20 protein-coding genes are annotated in these 20,129 nt (G+C 69.9%); 8 read left to right on the top strand and 12 right to left on the bottom strand.

Annotated elements, in window-relative coordinates:
• Positions 1–250: 250 nt before the first annotated feature.
• Both BEN78_11550 and BEN78_11545 read right to left on the bottom strand, forming a co-directional pair.
• A complete protein-coding gene (locus BEN78_11550; protein ASR43913.1) occupies positions 251–1,123 on the bottom strand; it encodes an exonuclease in 873 nt (290 codons plus the stop codon).
• A 10-nt stretch (positions 1,124–1,133) separates the two neighbouring features.
• Positions 1,134–3,521 carry a helicase gene (locus BEN78_11545; GenBank protein ASR45099.1) on the bottom strand — a complete coding sequence of 796 codons (2,388 nt, stop codon included), beginning with the start codon at positions 3,519–3,521 and terminating at the stop codon, positions 1,134–1,136.
• A gap of 177 nt (positions 3,522–3,698) precedes the next feature.
• On the opposite strand from BEN78_11545, the gene BEN78_11540 reads away from it, so the two are divergent.
• The 4 genes from BEN78_11540 (at position 3,699) to BEN78_11525 (ending at position 5,477) form a co-directional block, all read left to right on the top strand.
• Complete coding sequence (locus BEN78_11540; protein ID ASR43912.1) at positions 3,699–4,238, top strand: protease; 540 nt, start codon at positions 3,699–3,701, stop codon at positions 4,236–4,238.
• Positions 4,239–4,308: 70 nt separating this feature from the next.
• Positions 4,309–4,698: a hypothetical protein gene (locus BEN78_11535; protein ID ASR45098.1), complete on the top strand. Its 390-nt coding sequence runs from the start codon at positions 4,309–4,311 to the stop codon at positions 4,696–4,698.
• Positions 4,699–4,796: 98 nt separating this feature from the next.
• Entirely contained in the window at positions 4,797–5,045 is a 249-nt protein-coding gene (locus BEN78_11530) for a hypothetical protein (protein ASR43911.1), read from the top strand.
• A 168-nt stretch (positions 5,046–5,213) separates the two neighbouring features.
• Entirely contained in the window at positions 5,214–5,477 is a 264-nt protein-coding gene (locus tag BEN78_11525) for a hypothetical protein (protein ASR43910.1), read from the top strand.
• 53 nt (positions 5,478–5,530) lie between these two features.
• Here the strand turns inward: BEN78_11525 and BEN78_11520 are convergent, their stop codons facing one another.
• The 8 genes from BEN78_11520 to BEN78_11485 form a co-directional block, all read right to left on the bottom strand.
• Positions 5,531–5,767, bottom strand: coding sequence for a hypothetical protein (locus tag BEN78_11520; GenBank protein ID ASR43909.1), 237 nt, complete (start codon positions 5,765–5,767; stop codon positions 5,531–5,533).
• A 246-nt stretch (positions 5,768–6,013) separates the two neighbouring features.
• Positions 6,014–6,829, bottom strand: coding sequence for a hypothetical protein (locus BEN78_11515; protein ASR43908.1), 816 nt, complete (start codon positions 6,827–6,829; stop codon positions 6,014–6,016).
• A gap of 91 nt (positions 6,830–6,920) precedes the next feature.
• Positions 6,921–7,430 (bottom strand): methyltransferase, encoded by a 510-nt coding sequence (locus BEN78_11510; GenBank protein ID ASR45097.1) that lies wholly within the window; start codon positions 7,428–7,430, stop codon positions 6,921–6,923.
• Between the two features lie 358 nt (positions 7,431–7,788).
• Complete coding sequence (locus tag BEN78_11505; GenBank protein ID ASR43907.1) at positions 7,789–8,157, bottom strand: hypothetical protein; 369 nt, start codon at positions 8,155–8,157, stop codon at positions 7,789–7,791.
• A 127-nt stretch (positions 8,158–8,284) separates the two neighbouring features.
• Entirely contained in the window at positions 8,285–9,658 is a 1,374-nt protein-coding gene (locus BEN78_11500) for an alpha-ketoglutarate transporter (GenBank protein ID ASR43906.1), read from the bottom strand.
• Between the two features lie 136 nt (positions 9,659–9,794).
• On the bottom strand, positions 9,795–10,259 hold the full coding sequence (locus tag BEN78_11495) for a peptide-methionine (R)-S-oxide reductase (protein ASR43905.1): 465 nt from the start codon (positions 10,257–10,259) through the stop codon (positions 9,795–9,797).
• 127 nt (positions 10,260–10,386) lie between these two features.
• Entirely contained in the window at positions 10,387–12,099 is a 1,713-nt protein-coding gene (locus BEN78_11490; GenBank protein ID ASR43904.1) for a hypothetical protein, read from the bottom strand.
• A gap of 130 nt (positions 12,100–12,229) precedes the next feature.
• Positions 12,230–13,903, bottom strand: a complete 1,674-nt coding sequence (locus BEN78_11485; GenBank protein ID ASR43903.1) for a urocanate hydratase — start codon at positions 13,901–13,903, stop codon at positions 12,230–12,232.
• Between the two features lie 105 nt (positions 13,904–14,008).
• Between BEN78_11485 and BEN78_11480 the strand changes: the two genes are divergently transcribed.
• Positions 14,009–14,770, top strand: a complete 762-nt coding sequence (locus BEN78_11480) for a Crp/Fnr family transcriptional regulator (protein ASR45096.1) — start codon at positions 14,009–14,011, stop codon at positions 14,768–14,770.
• Positions 14,771–14,833: 63 nt separating this feature from the next.
• Here BEN78_11480 and BEN78_11475 read toward each other — a convergent pair whose 3' ends face one another.
• Entirely contained in the window at positions 14,834–15,133 is a 300-nt protein-coding gene (locus BEN78_11475; GenBank protein ID ASR43902.1) for a hypothetical protein, read from the bottom strand.
• A 239-nt stretch (positions 15,134–15,372) separates the two neighbouring features.
• Here BEN78_11475 and BEN78_11470 point away from each other — a divergent pair, with 239 nt between their 5' ends.
• The 3 genes from BEN78_11470 to BEN78_11460 all read left to right on the top strand — a co-directional run bounded on the left by BEN78_11470 (position 15,373) and on the right by BEN78_11460 (position 18,792).
• Entirely contained in the window at positions 15,373–16,650 is a 1,278-nt protein-coding gene (locus BEN78_11470) for a phosphodiesterase (GenBank protein ASR43901.1), read from the top strand.
• An 88-nt stretch (positions 16,651–16,738) separates the two neighbouring features.
• Positions 16,739–18,259 (top strand): DNA methylase, encoded by a 1,521-nt coding sequence (locus BEN78_11465; protein ASR43900.1) that lies wholly within the window; start codon positions 16,739–16,741, stop codon positions 18,257–18,259.
• Positions 18,256–18,792, top strand: coding sequence for a cysteine methyltransferase (locus BEN78_11460; GenBank protein ID ASR43899.1), 537 nt, complete (start codon positions 18,256–18,258; stop codon positions 18,790–18,792). Before BEN78_11465 ends, BEN78_11460 begins: the two co-directional genes overlap by 4 nt.
• Before the next feature lie 62 nt (positions 18,793–18,854).
• Here BEN78_11460 and BEN78_11455 read toward each other — a convergent pair whose 3' ends face one another.
• Positions 18,855–20,039 carry a hypothetical protein gene (locus BEN78_11455; GenBank protein ID ASR43898.1) on the bottom strand — a complete coding sequence of 395 codons (1,185 nt, stop codon included), beginning with the start codon at positions 20,037–20,039 and terminating at the stop codon, positions 18,855–18,857.
• Positions 20,040–20,129: the final 90 nt, after the last annotated feature.

Here is a 20,129-nt window from a genome sequence, read left to right as displayed (position 1 = left end):
CTGCGGCGATGGCAGGCATGTGAACGCGGCCGCAGCACCGCACGCTTCTGCGGACGCGTGCACACCAAGGCGCGACGCGCGATCCCACGCACAAGTGGCCGCCCGCGGTAGCGCCGCCGCGCGCTGTGGCAGCGGCGCGCACTGGGGCGAAGGACTGAGGACCGCCTCCAAGTCGGTGTGCGCGTGTCTCCCTCGCCCGCTTGCGGGGGAGGACCGGGGTGGGGGCGAGCCGCCGACGGCAGGCGTGGCGTCAGCGGTCGCGCATCGCCTCGAGCACGCCGAACAGACTGCGCAGATCCTGCGCGTTATGCAGGCCGACACGGCGCAACTTGTCGGCGCTGCCGCCGCGCAGATAGCTCAGCCATGCCGCCGGCGCCTCGCTGCCCGGCAGATCGTCCTCGCGCAGCACGCCGAGCAGTTCGCGCTCGACGGTCGCCAGCCGGCAGTTGGCCCAGACGCCGCGATAGCGCCGCCGCACCGGGTGCAGCAGGTCGACGTGACGCAGGTCGATCAATGGATCGCGCATCCGCGCCAGGCGGTAGCGCGTGGTCAGCAGCGGACGGTCGTAGCAGCGCCCGTTGTAGCTCACCAGCACGGTCTCACGTCGCAGCCAACTGGCGAAGACCTTCAGCATCTCGCGCTCGGCGCCGAGCGTGGTGATACACAGCTGACGGATGCGCAGCCGGCCGTCGACGAAGTCCGCCGCGCCGATCATGAAGGCACGCGTGCCGGTGCCGCCGGCCAGGCCGGTAGTCTCGGTGTCGAACGCCAGCAGGTCGCCGCGCTGCACGGTGTCATGGCGGATGTCATGCAACGCCAGTTCGGCATCGTCGTGCGGCCAGGCCGCGACCTGCTCGAGATAGCGCAGGCCCGGTGCGATCTCCTCGCCCGGCAGCGTGCGATCGACCGGTGCGGCTGGGCGCGGCGCCATCGCCGGGGTGCGCAGCTTCATCAGCTTGCGCAGTTGCTCGGCCACGAGATCCGGCGAACGCTGCGCATCGGCGCGTGGCCACTGCGCGCGCGGCGGCAGCGCGGGCGCCATCGGCCGGGCCGGCGCGACGCTCGGAAGCACCGTGCCGGCCTGGCTGCGCAGCAATCCCAGCCGCTTGGCCAGCGCGCTCATGGGCGCGCGCTCATGCGGCCACCAGCAGGTCGAGCACACGCGCGGCCAGTTGCCGCGGCGTGCGCTCGGCGTCCTCCTCGGACGCGAGGATCGGCCCGACGCAGGCCGGGCAGCCGGCGCGACAGCCGCAGCCGCCGATCAGCGCCGCGGCCTGCGCCAGCAGCTCGGCGCGGCGCTCGAACAACGGCGAAGACAGGCCGACGCCGCCGGGGTAGTTGTCGTAGAGGTAAAGCGTCGGCGCGAAGCGGCCGATGTGGGCGATGTCGAGCGCCGCGCCCTCGCCGTCGCGCAATTGCCCGCGCCCGCGCTGGTCGGCGGTCGCGAACCACGTGCCGTCGCCGCTGCCCACGGCTTTCTGCAGATCGCGGCTCTCGGCCATCACCGCGACCTGGGCCACCAGATGCAGCGCGTACGAAGCGCCAAGGAAGCCGTCGAGCGCCTCGTGACGCGCGTCGAACGCAGCATCGAGCGCGCGCTGCGGCAACTGCCACCACACCGCGCTGGTGTGCAGTTCCTGGTCGGGCAGGTTGACCGGCCCGTAGCCGATGTTCTCGTGGGTGTGGAAGCGGATCTTCTTGTAGCCCGACACCCGCCGCACCACGTGCACCTCGCCCAGGTGCGCGCTGCCCTGCCCGGCATCGGCCTGTTCGGCGTCGTCGAGCACCTTGAGCTTGGTGTAGTCGATCGCGTCGGTGTAGTAATCGACATGGGTGCGCTGCACATAGGCCTTGCGGCCCTCCCAGTCCAGGCGTTCGACCTGGAACGGCTCGGACTGGATCATGTGGATCGCGCCCTCGTAGAGCGTGAGTGCGGCCGCCGAGTAATCGACCTCGGCGATGATCGTCTGCCGGCCATCGGTGCGGTCGACGACGACGAAGTTGCCGTCGGCGACCGAGCGCAGGTTCACCGCCTGCGCCGGGTAGCTGTCGGCAATCCATTCCCAGCGGTCGCCCTCGTGGTGCAGCACGCCCGACTCGGCCAGCACCTCCAGCCACGGCAGCGGCGCGATGGGGCCGAACATGTCGCCGTCGACGAACGGCAGCTCGAACGCGGCGCAGCGGATGTGATCGAGCAGGATCAGCGGCTGGTCGGGCTCGATGCGCGCGTGCTCGGGATTGGCCTGCGCGAAGAACTCGGGGTGCCGCACCACGTACTGGTCCATCGGCTCGGAACTGGCGACCAGCACGCCGACCGAGGGCTGCTGCCGGCGCCCGGCGCGACCGAAGCGCTGCCAGGTCGCCGAAATGCTGCCCGGATAGCCGTTGAGCACGACCACGTCGAGGCTGCCGATATCGACCCCCAGCTCCAGCGCCGAGGTGCTGACGATGCCGTCGATGCTGCCCGCGCGCATCTCGCGCTCGGCCGCCCGGCGTTCGGTCGGCAGGTAGCCGCCGCGGTAGGCGCGGATACGGCGCGGCTTGCGCGGGTCGTGGTCGAAGACTTCCTTGAGGTATTTGGTCAGCACCTCGACCATCAGCCGGGTCTGGCAGAACACCAGCGTCTTGAGGCCGGAGCGGATCGCCAGCCGCGCGATGCGGTTGGACTGCGAGCGCGCCGACGCACGCAGGCCCAGGTCCGGGTTCACCACCGGCGGGTTCCACAGCAGCACGTGCTTGTCGCCGCGCGGCGCGCCGCCGTCGTCGATCGCCTCGAGCTGCGCGTCGTCGACCTCGACCAGCGCGCGCCCGTGCTCGCGGGCATTGCCGATCGTCGCCGAGCACAGGATGAACTGCGGGGTCACGCCGTAGAACGCGCACACCCGCTTGAGCCGGCGGATCACATTGGCCACGTGCGAACCGAACACGCCGCGGTAGGTATGGATCTCGTCGATCACCACGTAGCGCAGGTTCTCGAAGAACTGCGCCCACTTGGTGTGATGCGGCAGGATCGCCTGGTGCAGCATGTCGGGATTGCTGACCACGATATCGCCATTGATGCGGATCGCCTGACGCGCATCTCCGGGCGTGTCGCCGTCGAAGGTCGCCGCGCGCAGGCCGAGTTCGCCGGCGGCATTGAGTTCCAGCAGGTCGGCGACCTGATCCTGCGCCAGCGCCTTGGTCGGGAACAGATACAGCGCCTTGCTGCGCGCGGTGATCGCCGCCGACAGCACCGGCAGCGTGTAGCACAGCGACTTGCCCGACGCGGTCGGCGTGGCGACGACGACGTGGCGGCCGGCCTGGGTCGCGGCCCAGGCCTGGGCTTGATGGCTGTAGAGCCGGTCGATGCCGCGGCTGCGCAGCGCACGCGCCAGCGCCTCGGGCACGTCGGCGGGCATCGGCGCGTAGCGGCCCGGCTGGCCGGGCAGTAACAGGCTGCCGGTGATACGCCCGGGATACTTGGCCGACAACTTGGTCGCAAGCGCCGTGCCGGGCGCGGTACCGGCCGGGGTCGCGGGCAGCGTGTCGGGTTTGAGAATCGCGTTCAGACAGCACGCTCCGGGCGGCAGGCGGGGCGCGAGCGTGCCCGCGCGTCGTCTCACGACGCGAGACTGCGGCTGCAGGCGCCTGTGTTCACGGGCGCAGGACCGTTCGCGCCCTAGCATCGGCCACTCCTGATCCCCCGTTTGGAGACCCCGATGCAGACCCTGGACGGCAAGACGATCGCCATTCTCGCCACCGACGGCTTCGAACAGTCGGAGCTCGAAAAACCCCTGCAGGCGTTGCGTGAGGCTGGCGCCCGCGTCGATGTCGTGTCGCCCGGCGATGCCAAGTCGATCAAGGGATGGGACCAGAAGGACTGGGGCCGCAGCGTCGATGTCGACGTATCGCTGTCCAAGGCCGATCCCGGCCGCTACGACGCGCTGGTGCTGCCCGGCGGGCAGATCAACCCCGACAACCTGCGCAAGGACGCCGACGCGGTCGCGTTCGTGCGCACCTTCGGCCAGAGCGGCAAGCCGGTCGCCGCGATCTGCCACGGCCCCTGGCTGCTGGTCGAGAGCGGTCTGGCGAAAGGCCACAAGGTCACGTCCTGGGCGTCGATCAAGACCGACCTGGTCAACGCCGGCGCGGACTGGCAGGACGCGGAGGTCGTCGTCGACGGCAACCTGATCACCAGCCGCAAGCCCGACGACATCCCGGCATTCAACGCCGCGATCGTCAAGGCGGTCGCAGGCTGATCCTCGAGACCATGCCTGAATGCCGGGCTCTGAACGCCCGGCTCTGAACACCAAGCTGGAGACCACGCCGATGACGATCGAATTGCAGATGCTGGCCGGGTCGATCGTCCTCGGCCTGGTTCACGTACTGATCGCGGCCGGATTCTCGACTGCGCAACGCGGCCTGGCCTGGAACGCAAGCAACCGCGATGGCGCAGTGCCGCCGCTGACAGGCGCCGCGCAGCGGCTGTCGGCCGCGAGCCGCAACTTTCTCGAGACCTTTCCGTTCTTCGCCGCCGCAGTGCTGGCGGTGGTGCTGGCCGGTCGCGCCGGCGCCACCACCGCACTGGGCGCTCAGCTCTACCTGTGGGCACGTGTGGCCTATCTGCCGGTTTATGGCATCGGCATTCCTTATCTGCGCAGCGCCATCTGGACGGTCGCGATCGTGGGGCTGGTGATGGTGCTCGCGGGGCTGTTCTGAACGCGTCCGCGCTGTCATCGAAATCCAACATTGGATTCACGGAAAACAGACGATCCGCGCCGTAGCCTGCGCGCTCCCCAGTTCCTGGCAACACGCAGATGGCCCGTTCCGAATCCGATCACATGCTCGTGCTTTCGCTGGGTCGCAATGGACGCGCGTCATACCCCGAGCGTCCCTGGGAGGAGATCGAGCCGGTGCTGCGGCGGGTCTGGGAGTTCGATGGCCGCCTGCGTGCCTGGCACGACGTCCGCGCCGAAGTCCAGGCGGCCTGGCATGCGCACGAGACGCGCCCGCGTCGCGAACGCCGTCGTACATCCGCAACCGACCAAGTCAGCCGCGCGGTCTGACGCCTGCGCGGCATCGCCTCGACGACAAGGCGTCGCGGTACGCCATCACGCATGATGCCATGCATGACCGGTCACCACCGACTGGTCACCACGTGGCGCACACACCCTCTTGCCGCGCGCATGACGTGGTCACGTCGATAGTGTCTCCACCGTAGACCGGAGACCATCATGAGCAAGGCCAACCCCACCCGCCCCAATGCGCCCAGCGAAGAATCGTCGCTGCGCGACCGCGAGGATCTGCCGCCCACGCGCGGGCCGGCACTGAAGGATCCGCGCTCGCAGTCGGCGATCGACAACATCGGACTCGACGACCAGGCCGATCTGCTCGACCCGGAACTCGACGACCAGATCGGCGACCGTGACGCGAACGGGCATTCGTTCGCCGACGACGTGCGCAGCGATACCGGTGCGGAGAACGGCGAGCCGAAGTGAATGCATGTGTGCCCGGTGCCGTCCTCGGCCCGGGCACAGCGCATGGCGCGTGGTCAGACCCCAGGACGGCGGTACAAGGCCGCGTTGATGCACGAGAACACGCTGACGATGAACCAGCCGAAGGGCAGCAGCGAGACGGTCAGCAGCCAGGTGATCGCGAATGCGATGCAGCCGGCCAGAAACCACAGCACCGCCGACAGCAGCCGACCCTGAACCAGTTGCCCGAGGCCGGGCACGATGAAACTACAGATGGCGGCGATGACATTGCCGGCCGAACCCTGTCCACTCATGAAGCGATCTCCTGCACTTGGAATGGACGCGATGGTCCACGACGGGTGTGCGGTGCGATGTGAATGCGCCTTGCCGCGTGCGTGAAGGCCGGCTTGCCACGAACGCAGGCGAAACCCGATCGCAACGCGCCACGCCGCGCCTGACAGGCCCCAAGCCGACACCATGACCAAACGCGGAACCCGAAACGACAACGGGCGCATTCGACCAAGAATGCGCCCGTTGCGTGGTGCCTGTCGATCGACGCGTCAGCGGACCCGGAAGCGGTCGTTGTCGTCGCGGCCGCTGCCGGTGTACTCGCCGCTGGTGTAGCGGTCATGCGACACGTAGGCGTCCTCCACCGCGGCCTTGGCGCGGTCCCAATCCAGGCGCGAAGTGCCGCGACGTGTCGCCCAGTCACGCTCCAATTCGCCTGCAAGCGTGTCATCCCAGCCGCGATCGGCATGCCGCGAACGTGCATAAGCGCCATAGCGATACGCCGGCTGGTAATCCTCGTAGCGGTCGTCGGCATTGCGATACGGCGCGTTCTCGAATGCCTTCGCGTAATAGTCGTCGCTGCGCTGGTACAGATCGTAGGTCCGATCCGTCCGCTCCCAGGCATCGCGGACCGCCGGCTGCGCGTCTTCCCACGCTAGCTTCGACTCGGCCTTGGCCGACTCCCAATCTCGGCGCAGCTGTGCCTCCGATTCGTCCCAGCCGCGGGTCCGGTCCGCCTCGCGGGCCTGCAGGCCGAAGCCGTAGGCGGGCGCGTAATCGCGGTCGTAGTCATGCCCCGGCTTGACGTAAGGGCGGTCGCGATGCGCCTCGCGCCAGTATTCCACCTCGCCGGTCGGATCGATCCGCTCGGCAACGCCCTTGCCGATCGCCGCACCGGCGACGACGCCGACCGCCGCACCGATCAAGGTTCCGACCGGCCCGAACACAGTACCGGCCGCAGCGCCGGCCGCCATGCCGCCCGCGGTGCCGCCCACACCGACGCCGATCGGATGGGCGCCGGGCGTCTTGGTGATCGGGTCGCGATTGAGATCGCGTCCGCCATCGCGGATATCGTCGTGCTTGGTCATGGGTTTGGCTCCGTTGCTCGAATGAACAATCACCGTGCGGGTCCGGCGATGAAGCCGCCGTGGCGAAATCGGGAATGCGCGCCCGTTGCGTTCAGCTGTCGCGCCCCGCCATATCGATATTGCGTCGGCCCGCACCAGCACGCGGGCGCTGCAGCCGCGGCAGCGCGCCGACCACCAGCAACGCGACGAGCGTAGTCGCCAACGCCACCATCTCCTGGCCCATGCCAGCCGCCATGCCGATCGCCGCGGTCATCCAGACGCCGGCCGCCGTCGTCAGACCTTCGATCCGCTCGCCCTTGTCCAGCTTGAGGATCGCACCCGCGCCCAGAAAGCCGATGCCCGACACGATGCCCTGCATTACCCGGGTCACCTCAGCGCCGTCGATGTCCGACAGCAATGGCGCAAGCACGAACAACGCTGAGCCGATCGAGACCAGGATGTGCGTCTTCAAGCCCGCGGCGCGGCCCTTGTGTTCGCGCTCCCAGCCGACCATGCCCCCCAGCAGCGCGGCTACCAGCACGCGCACCACGATGGTGGTCAAGGTGTCGGGATCAGGCAGCGCCAGTTCGCGCGCCGCGGCATCGAGCACTTGGTCGGCCACGCTCATTGCGCATGGCCTCCAACGACGACAAGGTCAGCGAGGCGGGTCGCGATCGGCATCGGAGCACTCCGTATTGGGACGTGCGCAGGACGCTAGCGCGCGGCGGGTCTGGCCGTGGTGATGGTGTGTGCTGCACAGGGCGACCAGATCGCCCCTCGCATCGCCGGGGAACTCGCCCGCCCGCCTCGACGGCCCTCACGCGCGGCGATCACCCCGCACCGGCCAAGGCGGCAGCAGCGGCCCGGGCACGCAAGTCGATTGCCTGCCGCCCTCTCCGATCGCGGCGGCCGGAACGTAAAACGGGGACGGCGCCACGCCGTCCCCGCTGGTCAGATCGCGTCGATCCATGCGCGCCGGATCAGTCGACGCAGATCGTCCACGCCACGCCGTCGCGCACCCGCTGCTGGCAGCCGAACGGGTTGGTGTCGACGCTGCACTGGCCCTGCACGCGCGCGCTGTCGACGGTGCCTTCCGGCGCCAGGCACTGGCCCTGGCACTGCTGGCTGTCGGTACAAGCCTTGCCGGCATCCACGGTCTGCAGCAGGCACTGCGGCACCGGCGCCCGCCCCAGCTGCTTCCACTCGCCGCCACGTTGCAGACAGTCGGACTCGTTGGTCACCGATGCCACCGCGGGACCGGCCTTGGGCTGGACGGTGTCGCGCTCGGCCGGCGCGCTGCAGGCAGCCAGCAGGGCGATGAGCAGGACGGGAACGATGCGCTTGAACATGGGTGGGCTCTCGCCAGACGAAGGAAGGCCGAGTCTAGAACCGTCGATGTGAATCCGGCAGCAGAGCGGCCTCAACTCCCTCCCCCGCCTGCGGGGGGGAGGGCTGGGGTGGGGGCACGCCGTCGCCTCAGCGCCCGCCCTGCCCGCGGTCGCGCATCGCGTGCGCGTCGTCGAGCCAGTTCGCGCCCTTGTTCCTGAGGAAGAACACGTAGACCACCAGCGACACGGCGATCACCGTCGTCGCATAGATCACGAACGCGGTGACCTGGTCAGACTTGAGCGCAGCCTGGTAGAGCACCGGGGCGGTTCCGCCAAAGGCCGAGTTGGCCAGTGCGTAACCCAGGCCGACGCCCAGCGCGCGCACGTGGGTGGGGAACAGTTCGGCCTTCACCACCGCGTTGATCGACGTATAGCCGGTCAGGATCACAAAGCCCACGCCCAGGATCAGGAATGCCGACAGTGCACTGGTCTGCTGCGGCAGCGCGGTCACCATGTAGCCGGTGTAGAGCACGCCCCCGATGCCGAAGAACACCAGCAGCGACTTGCGTCCGATGATGTCCGACAGCCAGCCGCCGACCGGCTGCAGCACCATCAAGAAGGCCAGCAATGCCAGATTGATCCAGGTACCGGTGATCGCATCACCACCGGCAAACGCGGTCTGGATCATCTTCGGACCGTTGACCGAATACGTGTAGAACGCGATCGTGCCGCCGGCGGTGATCAAAAAGCACAGCAGCAGCGGACGCCACTGGTTGACGAACAGTTCGCGCAGTGACCCCGAGGCGCGTGCGCCGCCGGTCTTGGCGGCCTCGATCGATTCGGTCTCCAGCGACTCGTCCATCGTGCGCCGCAGCCAGAACACCACGATCGCCGCGACGCCGCCCAGCGCAAAAGCCAGGCGCCAGCCCCACTCGGAAATCTGCGTGGTGTCGAGCGACAGCAGCATCGCCAGCAACGTGGCCTGCGCCAGCACATGGCCGCCGACCAGGGTCACGTAATGGAATGAGGACAGGAAGCCGCGACGGCCGGGAATCGCGGCCTCGGACATGTAGGTCGCGCTGGCGCCGTACTCGCCGCCCGTCGCGAAGCCCTGTACCAGGCGCGCGAGCAGCAGGATGATCGGCGCGGCAATGCCGATCGTGGCGACGGTCGGCGTGATCGCGATGACGAACGAACAGCCGGCCATCATCGACACCGAGACCGTCAGCGCCAGGCGCCGGCCGTAGCGGTCGGCGAAACGGCCGAAGTACCAGGCGCCGATCGGACGCATCAGGAAGGTCATCGCGAAGATGCCCCAGACGTAGAGCGTGGCGTTCTTGTCCTCGGGCGAAAAGAACTGCGACTCGAAGTACGCCGCGAACACCGAGTAGACGTAGACATCGAACCATTCGACGAGGTTGCCGGCCGAGCCCTTCAGCGTATTCGACACCGACCGGCGCAGGCTGGCGGGATGGGTCGCGCTGGGCGCGGCAGAAGACGCGGAATCGCTGGACACACGCATGGGCAAGGCTCGCCGGGTCGGGGGGCGGCGAGTATAGAGGTCCGGGGCGGAAGCACATGTCGGCAAGCGCGACGCGTCCGTGGTCCACGCCATCGCGTGACCTGGCCGCAGCCGCCCTCGCCTACACGTGGGGCGATCAGGCCGGCGCCGCCTCCGCACCGCCGCGTGCCAGTGGGTCGGGCAGCGGCGCGCCGGTCGCGACGAACGACAGCGACACCGAGTTGAGGCAATGCCGCTCATAGGTCGGCGGCGGCCCGTCGGGGAACACGTGCCCCAGGTGGCTGCCGCAGCGCGCGCAGACCTCCTCGACGCGGATCATGCCATGGCTGGTGTCGCGGATGCGGCCGATATGTGCTTCGTCGATCGGCGCGAAGAAGCTCGGCCAGCCGGTGCCCGAGTCGAACTTGGCGCTGGAGCGGAACAGCGGCAGGCCGCACAGCCGGCAGCAATAGGTGCCTTCGCGCTTGTTGTCGAGAAACACGCCGCAGAACGGCGCCTCGGTGCCGTGGTGCAGCAACACGCGGCGCTCGTCGGCGGACAGGCCCGCTTCCAGGGCGGTGCGCTCGGCGGCGCTGGGCGGACGCAGATCAAACGAGGACACGGCACGCTCCGGTGGCGATCGACCTTCCACAAGCTGGCGATGCACGGGCGGCATTGCAAGCCCTGGCAAGTGCGCCGCGTCCCGCCGCTCGGCGGCCCACGCAGGCCCACGCAATGCCTGCGGCAGGCTACTCCGTCCGCAGGTCGAGCCCTGCGTCCACCAGCGGTTTGAGCACCCCGACATCCTCGACCGGCGACTTCGCCAGCCGCAGCGTGCGCAGCCCGTGCATGGCGCGCAGCGGCGACACATCGCGCACCCGCGTTTCCTCCATCGTCAGCCAGCGCAGCCTGGGCAGGCCGGCCAGTACCGAGACATCGTCGACCGGGGTGCGCGACAGGTTCAGCGTCTCGAGCGACCGCAACGGGGCGAGCACGGTCATGTCATCGAACGCGGTATCGGTCAGGTCCAGCGTCTGGAGTGCGGTCAACTGTGCGATGACCGAGAAATCGGTCACTGACGTCCCGCGCAGGCCGAGATCGATGAGGTGGACATGACCGGCGAGCGCAGAGAGATCCCCCACCGGTGCGTTGACCAGCGACAGCCGCTCGAGCTGGCGCAGGCCCGCGACCGGCCCGAGCGAGGCGACCCGGGTGTCGTGCAGATGTAACAGGCGCAGGGCGGGCATCCCGGCGACCACATCGATGCGCTCGACCCGGGTCGAACCCAGCGCCAGTGCTTCGAGCTGCCGCATGCCGGCCAGCGGCGCCAGGTCGGCGATCGTGCTGCCGGCAAGTCCGAGCTCGGTCAGCCCGGTCAACCCGGCCAGCGGCCGATAGTCCACGACCTGGCTGTTGGCCAGCGACAAGGTCTTGAGCGTCGTGAGCTTCGCCAACGGCGCGATGTCGGTGAACGGGTTGTTGTTGAGCAACGCGCTTTCGAGCGCGGGCAGGCCGGTGATCGGCGACAGGTCGTCGATCGCGTTGTCTCCCAGGTCCAGCGTCCTGAGTGCGGGCTTGTCGCGCAGGAAACCGATGTCGCGCACACCCGCACTGGCGAGATTGAGCAGGCGCAGTTCGCCGAGCTTGGCCAGCGGCGAGACGTCCTGGATCTCGGTCTGCGACAGCGTCAGCACGCGCAGATCCGGCAACGTGACGAGCGCGGAGACGTCGCGCACCAGGCTGTCCGTCAGATATAGCGTGCGCAGCGCGGGCAGGCCCGACAGCGCATCCAGGTCGCTGACCCGCGTGCCGTGGAGGTTGAGGGTCTCCAGCGTGCGCAGCGCCGAGAGCGGCGCAATGTCGTGCACCGCGGTCTCGTACAGGCTGAGGGTCTTGAGCGCGCGCAGGCCCGCCAGCGGCGCGACATCGACCACGCCCGACCGGCTGAGGTCGATCGACTCGAGTCCGTCCAAGGCCGCCAGCGCGGACAGATCGTGCAACTGCGGCAGTTGCATCAGATCGAGCGTCTTGCCGTCGAAGCCGGCATTGACCGCGAGGATGTCGGCGGCGGCGATGCCGGGGTTGTCGGCTGCCAGGGCGGCCGCGAGCCGCGCGAGCGCCGCATCGGGCGCCGACGGCAGGTCGCATCGCACCTGCACCGTCTGGTCGTGCACATAGCCGCTGCGCAGGGTGCCGCCGCGCGCGTCCAGCAGGCTCACGCGATGGTAGCCATACCCCTCCGGCGTGGTGATGGTGTCCTCGATGCGCAGGCGCTGCCCGTTGGGCATTCGCGCCGTCGCCGGATACTGGCGCGCGCTCGGCCCGTCGCGCAGGTGGGTATAGGAGCTAGCGGCGTTGCAGACCTGCACGAACGTCCCGCGTTCGGCCGGCGCCGCCAGGGCCACCGGCACCACGCCCACGAGCCACGCCGCGCACGCGGCCAGACACTCGATTCGCTTCATTGCCGCGCTCCCCATTGTCGGATCTTGCTTCTGACCTGGTGTCAGACCCGCCGCACGATACGCCCGGCGCACGCCCCATCCCCTGCGCGGCCAAGGCCCTCGCCGCGCGATTCGCCTCAGCGTGACACAGTCAGGCGAGCATCGGCAGATCGAGGCCCTGCGCCCTCGCGCACTCGGCGGCGATGGCGTAACCGGCATCCGCATGCCGCATCACGCCGGTCGCCGGGTCGTTCCACAGCACGCGCTCGATGCGCCGGTCGGCGGCCTCGCTGCCGTCGCAGACGATCACCACGCCCGAGTGCTGCGAGTAGCCCATGCCGACGCCGCCGCCGTGATGCAGCGATACCCAGGTCGCTCCACCGGCGACATTGAGCATCGCATTGAGCAGCGGCCAGTCGCTGACCGCATCGCTGCCGTCGCGCATCGCCTCGGTCTCGCGGTTCGGGGAGGCGACCGAGCCCGAATCGAGATGATCGCGGCCGATCACGATCGGCGCCTTGAGTTCGCCATTGCGCACCATCTCGTTGAACGCCAGGCCCAGCTTGTGGCGCAGGCCCAGCCCGACCCAGCAGATCCGCGCCGGCAAGCCCTGGAAGGCGATGCGCTCTGCGGCCATGTCGAGCCAGCGATGCAGGTGCGGATCGTCGGGGATCAGCGCCTTGACCTTGGCATCGGTCCTGGCGATGTCCTCGGGGTCGCCGCTCAGCGCGACCCAGCGGAACGGGCCGATCCCGCGGCAGAACAGCGGACGCACGCAGGCGGGTACGAAGCCGGGAAAATCGAAAGCGTTCTCCAGCCCCTCATCCTTGGCCATCTGGCGGATGTTGTTGCCGTAGTCGACGGTCGGGATACCCTGCGCGTGGAAAGCCAGCATTGCCTCGACATGGACGCGCATCGACGCCTTTGCCGCGTCGCGCACCGTGTCGGGATGGGCGGACTGCTCAGCCAGCCAGCGCTCGACCGTCCAGCCGATCGGCAGATAGCCGTGCACCGGGTCGTGCGCGCTGGTCTGGTCGGTCACGCAGTCCGGACGCACGCCGCGCCGCACCAGTTCGGGCAGGACCTCGGCCGCATTGCCCAGCAGCGCGATCGATTTCGCCTCGCCTGCCTGGGTGTAGCGCGCGATGCGCGCCAAGGCGTCGTCCAGGTCGGTGGCCTGCTCGTCGACATAGCGGGTCTTGAGCCGGAAATCGATCCGGCTCTGCTGGCATTCAACCGTCAGCGAACACGCACCGGCCAGGCTCGCGGCCAGCGGCTGCGCGCCCCCCATGCCGCCCAGCCCCGCGGTCAGGATCCACTTTCCGGTCAGGTCGCCGCCGTAGTGCTGACGGCCCATCTCGACGAAGGTCTCGTACGTGCCCTGCACGATGCCCTGACTGCCGATATAGATCCAGCTGCCGGCGGTCATCTGGCCGTACATCGCCAGGCCCTTGCGGTCGAGTTCGTGGAAGTGTTCCCACGTCGCCCAGTGCGGCACCAGATTGGAATTGGCGATCAGCACCCGCGGCGCGTCGGCATGCGTGCGGAACACCCCGACCGGCTTGCCCGACTGCACCAGCAGGGTCTGGTCGTCCTCGAGCGTCTTGAGCGTCTCGAGGATGGCGTCGTAGCAGGCCCAGTCGCGCGCGGCGCGGCCGATGCCGCCGTAGACCACGAGATCCTCCGGGCGTTCGGCGACCTCGGGATCGAGGTTGTTCTGCAGCATGCGGAACGGCGCTTCGGTCAACCACGAGCGGCAGGTCAGAGTGCTGCCGCGGGGCGCGCGGATCATGCGGGACGGGTCGTGGCGCGAGGCGTCGGTCATGGCGGCACTCGATAGGGCGATGGCTCGATTATCGCACCGGTGCGGCGGGCGGCCTGACGCGCTGCGGCGTGAACGCCGCGGCCGGCGGCCGCTATGCTCGCGCGCATGCGTCCCGTCTCGCTCGCCATTGCCGCCATGCTCGCTGCCTCCACCGCCGCCGGTGCGTCGCCCGTGCCTGCCCCCGTGACGTCTGCCGCCGATACGAGCGTCCCGCGCGTGCTGGTGTTCACCCGCACTGCGGGCTATCGCCACGACGCGATCCCCACGACGATCGAGACCCTGCGCGCGCTCGGCGCGCAGGTCGGCGTCGAGATCGAGGCGAGCGAGGACCCCACGCATTTCGACGACGCGACGCTGGCCGGCTACCGCGCGGTCGTGTTCGCGCACACCACGCGCGAGGTGCTCGACATTGAGCAGCAGGCGGCCTTCGAACGCTATGTCGGCCACGGCGGCGGCTACCTGGGCATCCACGCCGCCGCCGACAGCGGCTACACCTGGCCGTGGTACGGCGCGCTGGTCGGCGCCTGGTTCGCACGGCACCCCGAGGGACTGCAGGCGGTGCGCGTGGTGTTCGAACAGGACGCGGCGCCGCTGGGCCGACGCGACTGGCGGGTCGTCGATGAGATCTACGACTACCGCCGCAACCCGCGTGCGGACGTGCGGGTGATCGCGTCGGTCGATCCGCACTCGCATGCCACCGGCGGTATGGGCGACGACCACCCCATCGCGTGGTGCCACACGCGCGCCGGCGGCCGCGCCTGGTACACCGGCCTGGGCCACGACCCGGCGCTGTATGCCGACCCGGTGTTCCGCGCGCACCTGCTGCAAGGACTGCGCTGGACGACCGGCCAGTCCGACGACTGCTGAGCCCGGACACGAGAACGCCCGGACATGCCGGGCGTTTCGCGCACTGCGGTACCGCCGGCCTCGTCAGAACACCGACGGGTCCAGGCGACGCAGCGCGTCCTTGACGTCCACCGAACCGGTGCGCTCGATGTCGCTGCGGGTGTAGACCCGGCCGCCTCCATCGACGCATTCCTGCTCGGCGCGCTTGGAACGTGCGTTGCGGGCCGCGGTCAAGCGCGACCCGGTCTCGCGAATGCAGAAGCGATCTGACGGGCTGGCGCGCTGGCCGCGCTCGCGCATCGCTTCTTCCTCTTCCTCCTGCTGCTGCGCCAGGGCGCCATGCGACACCGCACCAAGCGCCAGACCGGCGCACAGCGCCGCCATCCACCATCTGCTGTTCATCGCGCACTCCCGGTTGCTGATCCTGCTACGCACCATACGCGCCCCGCCCGACCACATGGTCTGCGCCCGCTGAACGTTCAGTTTTCCACCCCCCGAAAACCGGGGTCAAAGTGCAATTCCCAGACAACGGGATCACAGTGCATGACCACTGAAATTGCACTCTGACCCCGGTTTTCGGGCTCTGGCTTTGGGCTGTCATCTGGGCTCGGTATCCTGTGGGGATGATCGATGTCGCGCTTGTGCGCCGGATGGCGCCGTCTGTTGTTGTCTCCTTGGTGCTTTGCAGCGTGCTCGTGCTGGTGGGCTGCGCGACCCGCGCCGCGTCGCCCACTGCCGCAGCTCCGCGGCCCACGCTGCTGCTGATTTCGCTCGACGGCGTGCGCCCCGACTATCTGGGGCGCGGTGAGACGCCGCATCTCGACGCGCTCGCGCGCGGAGGGGTGCAGGGGTGGATGCGGCCGTCGTATCCGTCGCTGACCTTTCCCAACCACTACACGCTGGTCACCGGCCTGCGCCCCGACCGCCACGGCATCGTGCACAACTCGATGCATGACGCTGCACTGGGCGACTTCAGACTGTCCGACCGCGCGGCTGTCGAGAACGCGGCCTGGTGGAACGAGGGCGAGCCGTTGTGGGTGACCGCCGAGAACGCCGGGCTGGCGACGGCCACGCTGTCGTGGCCCGGCAGCGAGGCGCCGGTGCGCGGCGTGCGGCCGACGCGCTGGCTGCCATTCGACAAGGCCCGCCCGCTCGACGCACGCGTGGACACCGTGCTCGGTTGGCTGTCCGAACCCGATGCCACGCGCCCACGGCTGGCGACGCTGTACTTCGAGCATGTGGACTCGGCCGGTCACCACGATGGCCCCAACGCCCCGCAGACGCATGCGGCGTTGCGCCAGGTCGATGCTGCAATCGGCCGGCTCGTCACCGGCCTGCGCGCGCACGGCGTGTTCGATCGCACGAACATCGTCGTCGTCTCCGACCACGGCATGGCCGAAGTCGCGCCCGGGCACGTCATCGCGGTCGAAGACATGGTGTCGCCCGAAGAAGCGCGCGTGGTCTCGGTCGGTCAGGTCGTGGGCATCGCGCCCAATCCCGGTCACGAGGCCGCAGTCGCCGCGCGCCTGCTCGGCGCGCACCCGCGCTACGACTGCTGGCGCAAGGAGGCATTGCCGGAACGCTGGGCCTACGGCCGCCATCCGCGCGTGCCACCCATCGTCTGCCAGATGCACGAGGGCTGGGACGCGCTGCCGCGCGAGACCGTCGCCACGCGCGATGCTGGGCCGCGTGGCTCGCATGGCTTCGATCCGGCGCTGCCGTCGATGCGCGCGGTGTTTATCGCGCACGGCCCGGCATTCCGCGACGGCGTCGTCCTGAACGGCTTCGACAACGTCGATGTCTACCCATTGTTGGCACGGCTGATCGGCGTGACGCCAGCCGAGCACGACGGCAAGGCAGCGACACTGCTGCCTGCGCTGCGATCCGAAGAGCGCCGTTAATCGCAACGGTCGCCCCCGCTGCCGGACGCGCCGCATTCGTGTCCGAAAACGGCCAGTCCCGCGCCGGGCGCGGTGCTAGCCTGCGGGCATGTCATCGCCTCCCGCCCTGCCCGATCCCGCCGTCTGCGAGCAGGCGCGCCTGAGCCGCGACGCGCGCTTCGACGGGGTGTTCTTCACCGCGGTGCGCACCACCGGCATCTACTGCCGCCCCGTGTGTCCGGCGCCGCCGCCACGGGCCGAGAACGTGACCTACTACGCCAATGCGGCCGCGGCCCAGGCCGACGGCTTCCGGCCCTGTCTGCGCTGCCGCCCGGAACTGGCTCCGGGCGACGGACACTGGCACCGCGGTGACGATGTCGTGGCGCGTGCCCTGGCGCTGATCGATCGCGGGGCGCTCGACGATGCGCCACTGGCATCGCTGGCGGCGCAACTGCACCTGGGCGAACGCCAGTTGCGGCGGTTGTTCGTCGAGCGCCTGGGCGCGCCGCCGATTGGCGTGCGCGGGACGCGCCGTCTGCTGTTTGCCAAGCAACTGCTGACCGAGACCGCACTGCCGATCACCGAGGTCGCGCTGGCGGCCGGCTTCGCCAGCCTGCGCCGGTTCAACACCGCATTCCGCGAGGCCTATCGCATGGCGCCGCGCGATCTGCGTCGGCAGCCCGCGGCCCCCGTGGCCGGCGACGGGCTGGTGCTCCGGCTCGGCTACCGCCCGCCGTACGACTTCGCCACGATGCTGGACTTCCTGCGCAGCCGCGCGCTGCCGGGCATCGAACGCATCGAGGAAGCCGGCTACACCCGGGTCGTCGGCGACGCGTCTGCCGCGGGTTGGCTGCGCGTCTCGCAGTGGCCGGCCACGACGGCCGGACCGGCGCATGCGTTGCGGCTCGAACTGCACGGCATCGCGCCGACGCGGCTGCAGGACACCGTGCGGCGCGTGCGGCGGATGTTCGATCTCGACGCCGAGCCGAACGCGATCGCCGCGCACCTGGCGCAGGATCCCCGACTGGCGCCGCTGCTGCGCGCGCGGCCGGGCCTGCGCCTGCCCAGCGGCTGGGACGGGTTCGAGATCGCGGTCCGCGCGGTGATTGGCCAGCAGGTCAGCGTGGCCGCCGCGCGTACGCTGACCGCACGGCTGTCGCAGCGCTTCGGTCATCCGTTACCCGAGATGCTGGCCGCCCAGGGATTCGCCCATCTTTTCCCGACGCCCGAGGCACTGGTCGATGGCGACTTCGACGGCCTCGGCCTGATCGGCAGCCGCATCGCGACGATCCGCGCGATCGCCGCGGCGCTGCTCGATGGCCGCGTGGATTTCGACCCGGCGCGCACGCTCGACGAGACCGTCGCCCGCTGGACTGCGCTACCCGGCATCGGCCCTTGGACGGCGCAGTACATCGCGCTGCGCGCGCTGGGCCATCCCGACGCGTTTCCCGCGCAGGACCTGGTGCTGCAGAAGGCCGTGCCCACCGATGGCAGCCGGCTCGACGCGCGCGCACTGCAGGCACGCGCACAGGCCTGGCGGCCCTGGCGCGGCTACGCGGTCTTCCACCTGTGGCGCGATGCCACGCTGTCGGCCGCACCCGCCGCCTCTCGTTCCCGGAGCTCCCGATGACCATCCCGCCTGTCTTCACTGCCGTGCTCGACACCCCGATCGGTCCGTTGCAGCTCGCCGCCTCCGATGCCGGCCTGCACGCGATCGACTTCCCGCAAGCGCGGCCGCCGCTGCGCGGGCGCGCGCACTGGCAGGCCGGCGACCACGCGCTGCTGCGCGAGACGGCGGCACAGCTGCGCGCCTACTTCGCCAGGCGGCTGCGGCGCTTTGATCTGCCGCTGGCCGCCGACGGCACCGCGTTCCAGCGCGAGGTCTGGCAGGCGCTCGCGCGCATCCCCTACGGCACCACGACCAGCTACGTGGGACTGGCACGCGAGCTCGGCCGGCCGACCGCCAGTCGTGCGGTCGGCGCCGCAAACGGGCGCAATCCGATCCCGATCGTCGTGCCCTGCCACCGGGTGATCGGCGCCAGCGGTGCGCTGACCGGCTTCGCCGGCGGCGTGCCGACGAAACAGTTCCTGCTCGAGCTCGAAGGCGCGCTGCCGGCCGCCGACGGCCTGTTCGCCGCGCAAGCGGCAGCGCCGGCCGGGTAACCGGCCTGCCTGGATCGACCAGCGCTGCGCGCGACGATCGCAGGCCTGCGGCCGCGTGCGTCTCAGCGCAGCGCCGGCCGTTCCTGGGTGAGGTGCGCGGCAATCAGACGCCGGAACGGGGTGAGCTGCTGCGCGATGCGCAGCGTGGCGCTGCGGACCAGGCGCGCTGGTGCGCGGTCATCGGTGTAGAGGCTGGCGACGATGCCGGTCGCGGCGAACAGTGGCCAGGTCGCCACCCGGTGCTGGCGCTGGAAGCGTGCGAGCACCGCGCGTCCGGCGATGTCGCGCCCGGCGTCCTGCGCCCGGCGGATCCCGTCGGCCAGGCGCTCGGCGCCCTGCAGGCCGAGGTTGAACCCGTGGGCGGTGACCGGATGCATGCCGACGGCGGCATCGCCGATCAACGCCGCGCGCTCGGCGACGAAGCGATCGGCATAGACGCCGACCAGCGGATAGACATGGCGCGTGCCGACCGTGGTCATCGTGCCCAACCGGTCGAGGAACCGGCGCTGGATGTCGGCCGCGAACGCGGCATCGTCCATCGCCTCGACCTGCGCCATCGCCTCCGGCGGCAAGGTCAGCACCACTGACGCCTTGCCCGGGTCGAGCGGCAGCAGCGCCATCGTCTGGCCATGCCCGAACCATTCCCAGGCGACGTGGTCGTGCGGGCGCTCGTGGGCGACGCGGCACACCAGCATGCGCTTGCCGAAGTCGCGCATGCGCGCGCCGATGCCGAGCATGCGGCGCACGTCGGAGAACCGGCTGTCGGCGGCGACCAGCAGGCGCGCCGCCACGGTCTTACCGCCATCGAGCGCGAGCTCGACGCCGTCGCTGCGGTGGGTGACGCCACGCACCGCGGTGTCGCAGACCAATTCGACATCCGCCAGGCCATCGACCGCATTGAAAGCCGCTTGCCTGATCTGGTGATTGGGCACCAGCCAGCCGAGCTGGCGGCCGTTACCGTCGCCGGCGGTGATCGTCAGACCGGTGTCGGCATCGCCGTTGAGGATGCGGGCATCACGCAGGTCGAAGATCTGCGCCGGATCGATCCGAGCCCACAGCCCCAGGGTCTCCATGATTCGGCGTGAGCCATGGGTCAACGCGATCTCGCGGCCGTCGAACGCGGGCTTGGCGATCGCCTCGCGCGACTGGCGCTCGATCAGCGCGATCTTCAGCCCCGTACCGGCCAGCGCGCGGGCGAAGCACAACCCGGCCGGCCCGGCTCCGACGATGGCGATATCGACCTGCATGCGCACCACTCCAGCAACGAACGATGCGGGCAGGATACCGACGCCGGCCAGCGCCTCGCGTTGACCTGAATCAAGCTGCGAGGCGGCACC

It is taken from the genome of Xanthomonas citri pv. mangiferaeindicae (assembly GCA_002240395.1).
In the GTDB taxonomy this organism is placed as follows: domain Bacteria; phylum Pseudomonadota; class Gammaproteobacteria; order Xanthomonadales; family Xanthomonadaceae; genus Luteimonas; species Luteimonas citri_A.
The sequence above is the reverse complement of the archived record's forward strand: the minus strand, read 5'-3'. Positions and strand labels throughout refer to the sequence as shown.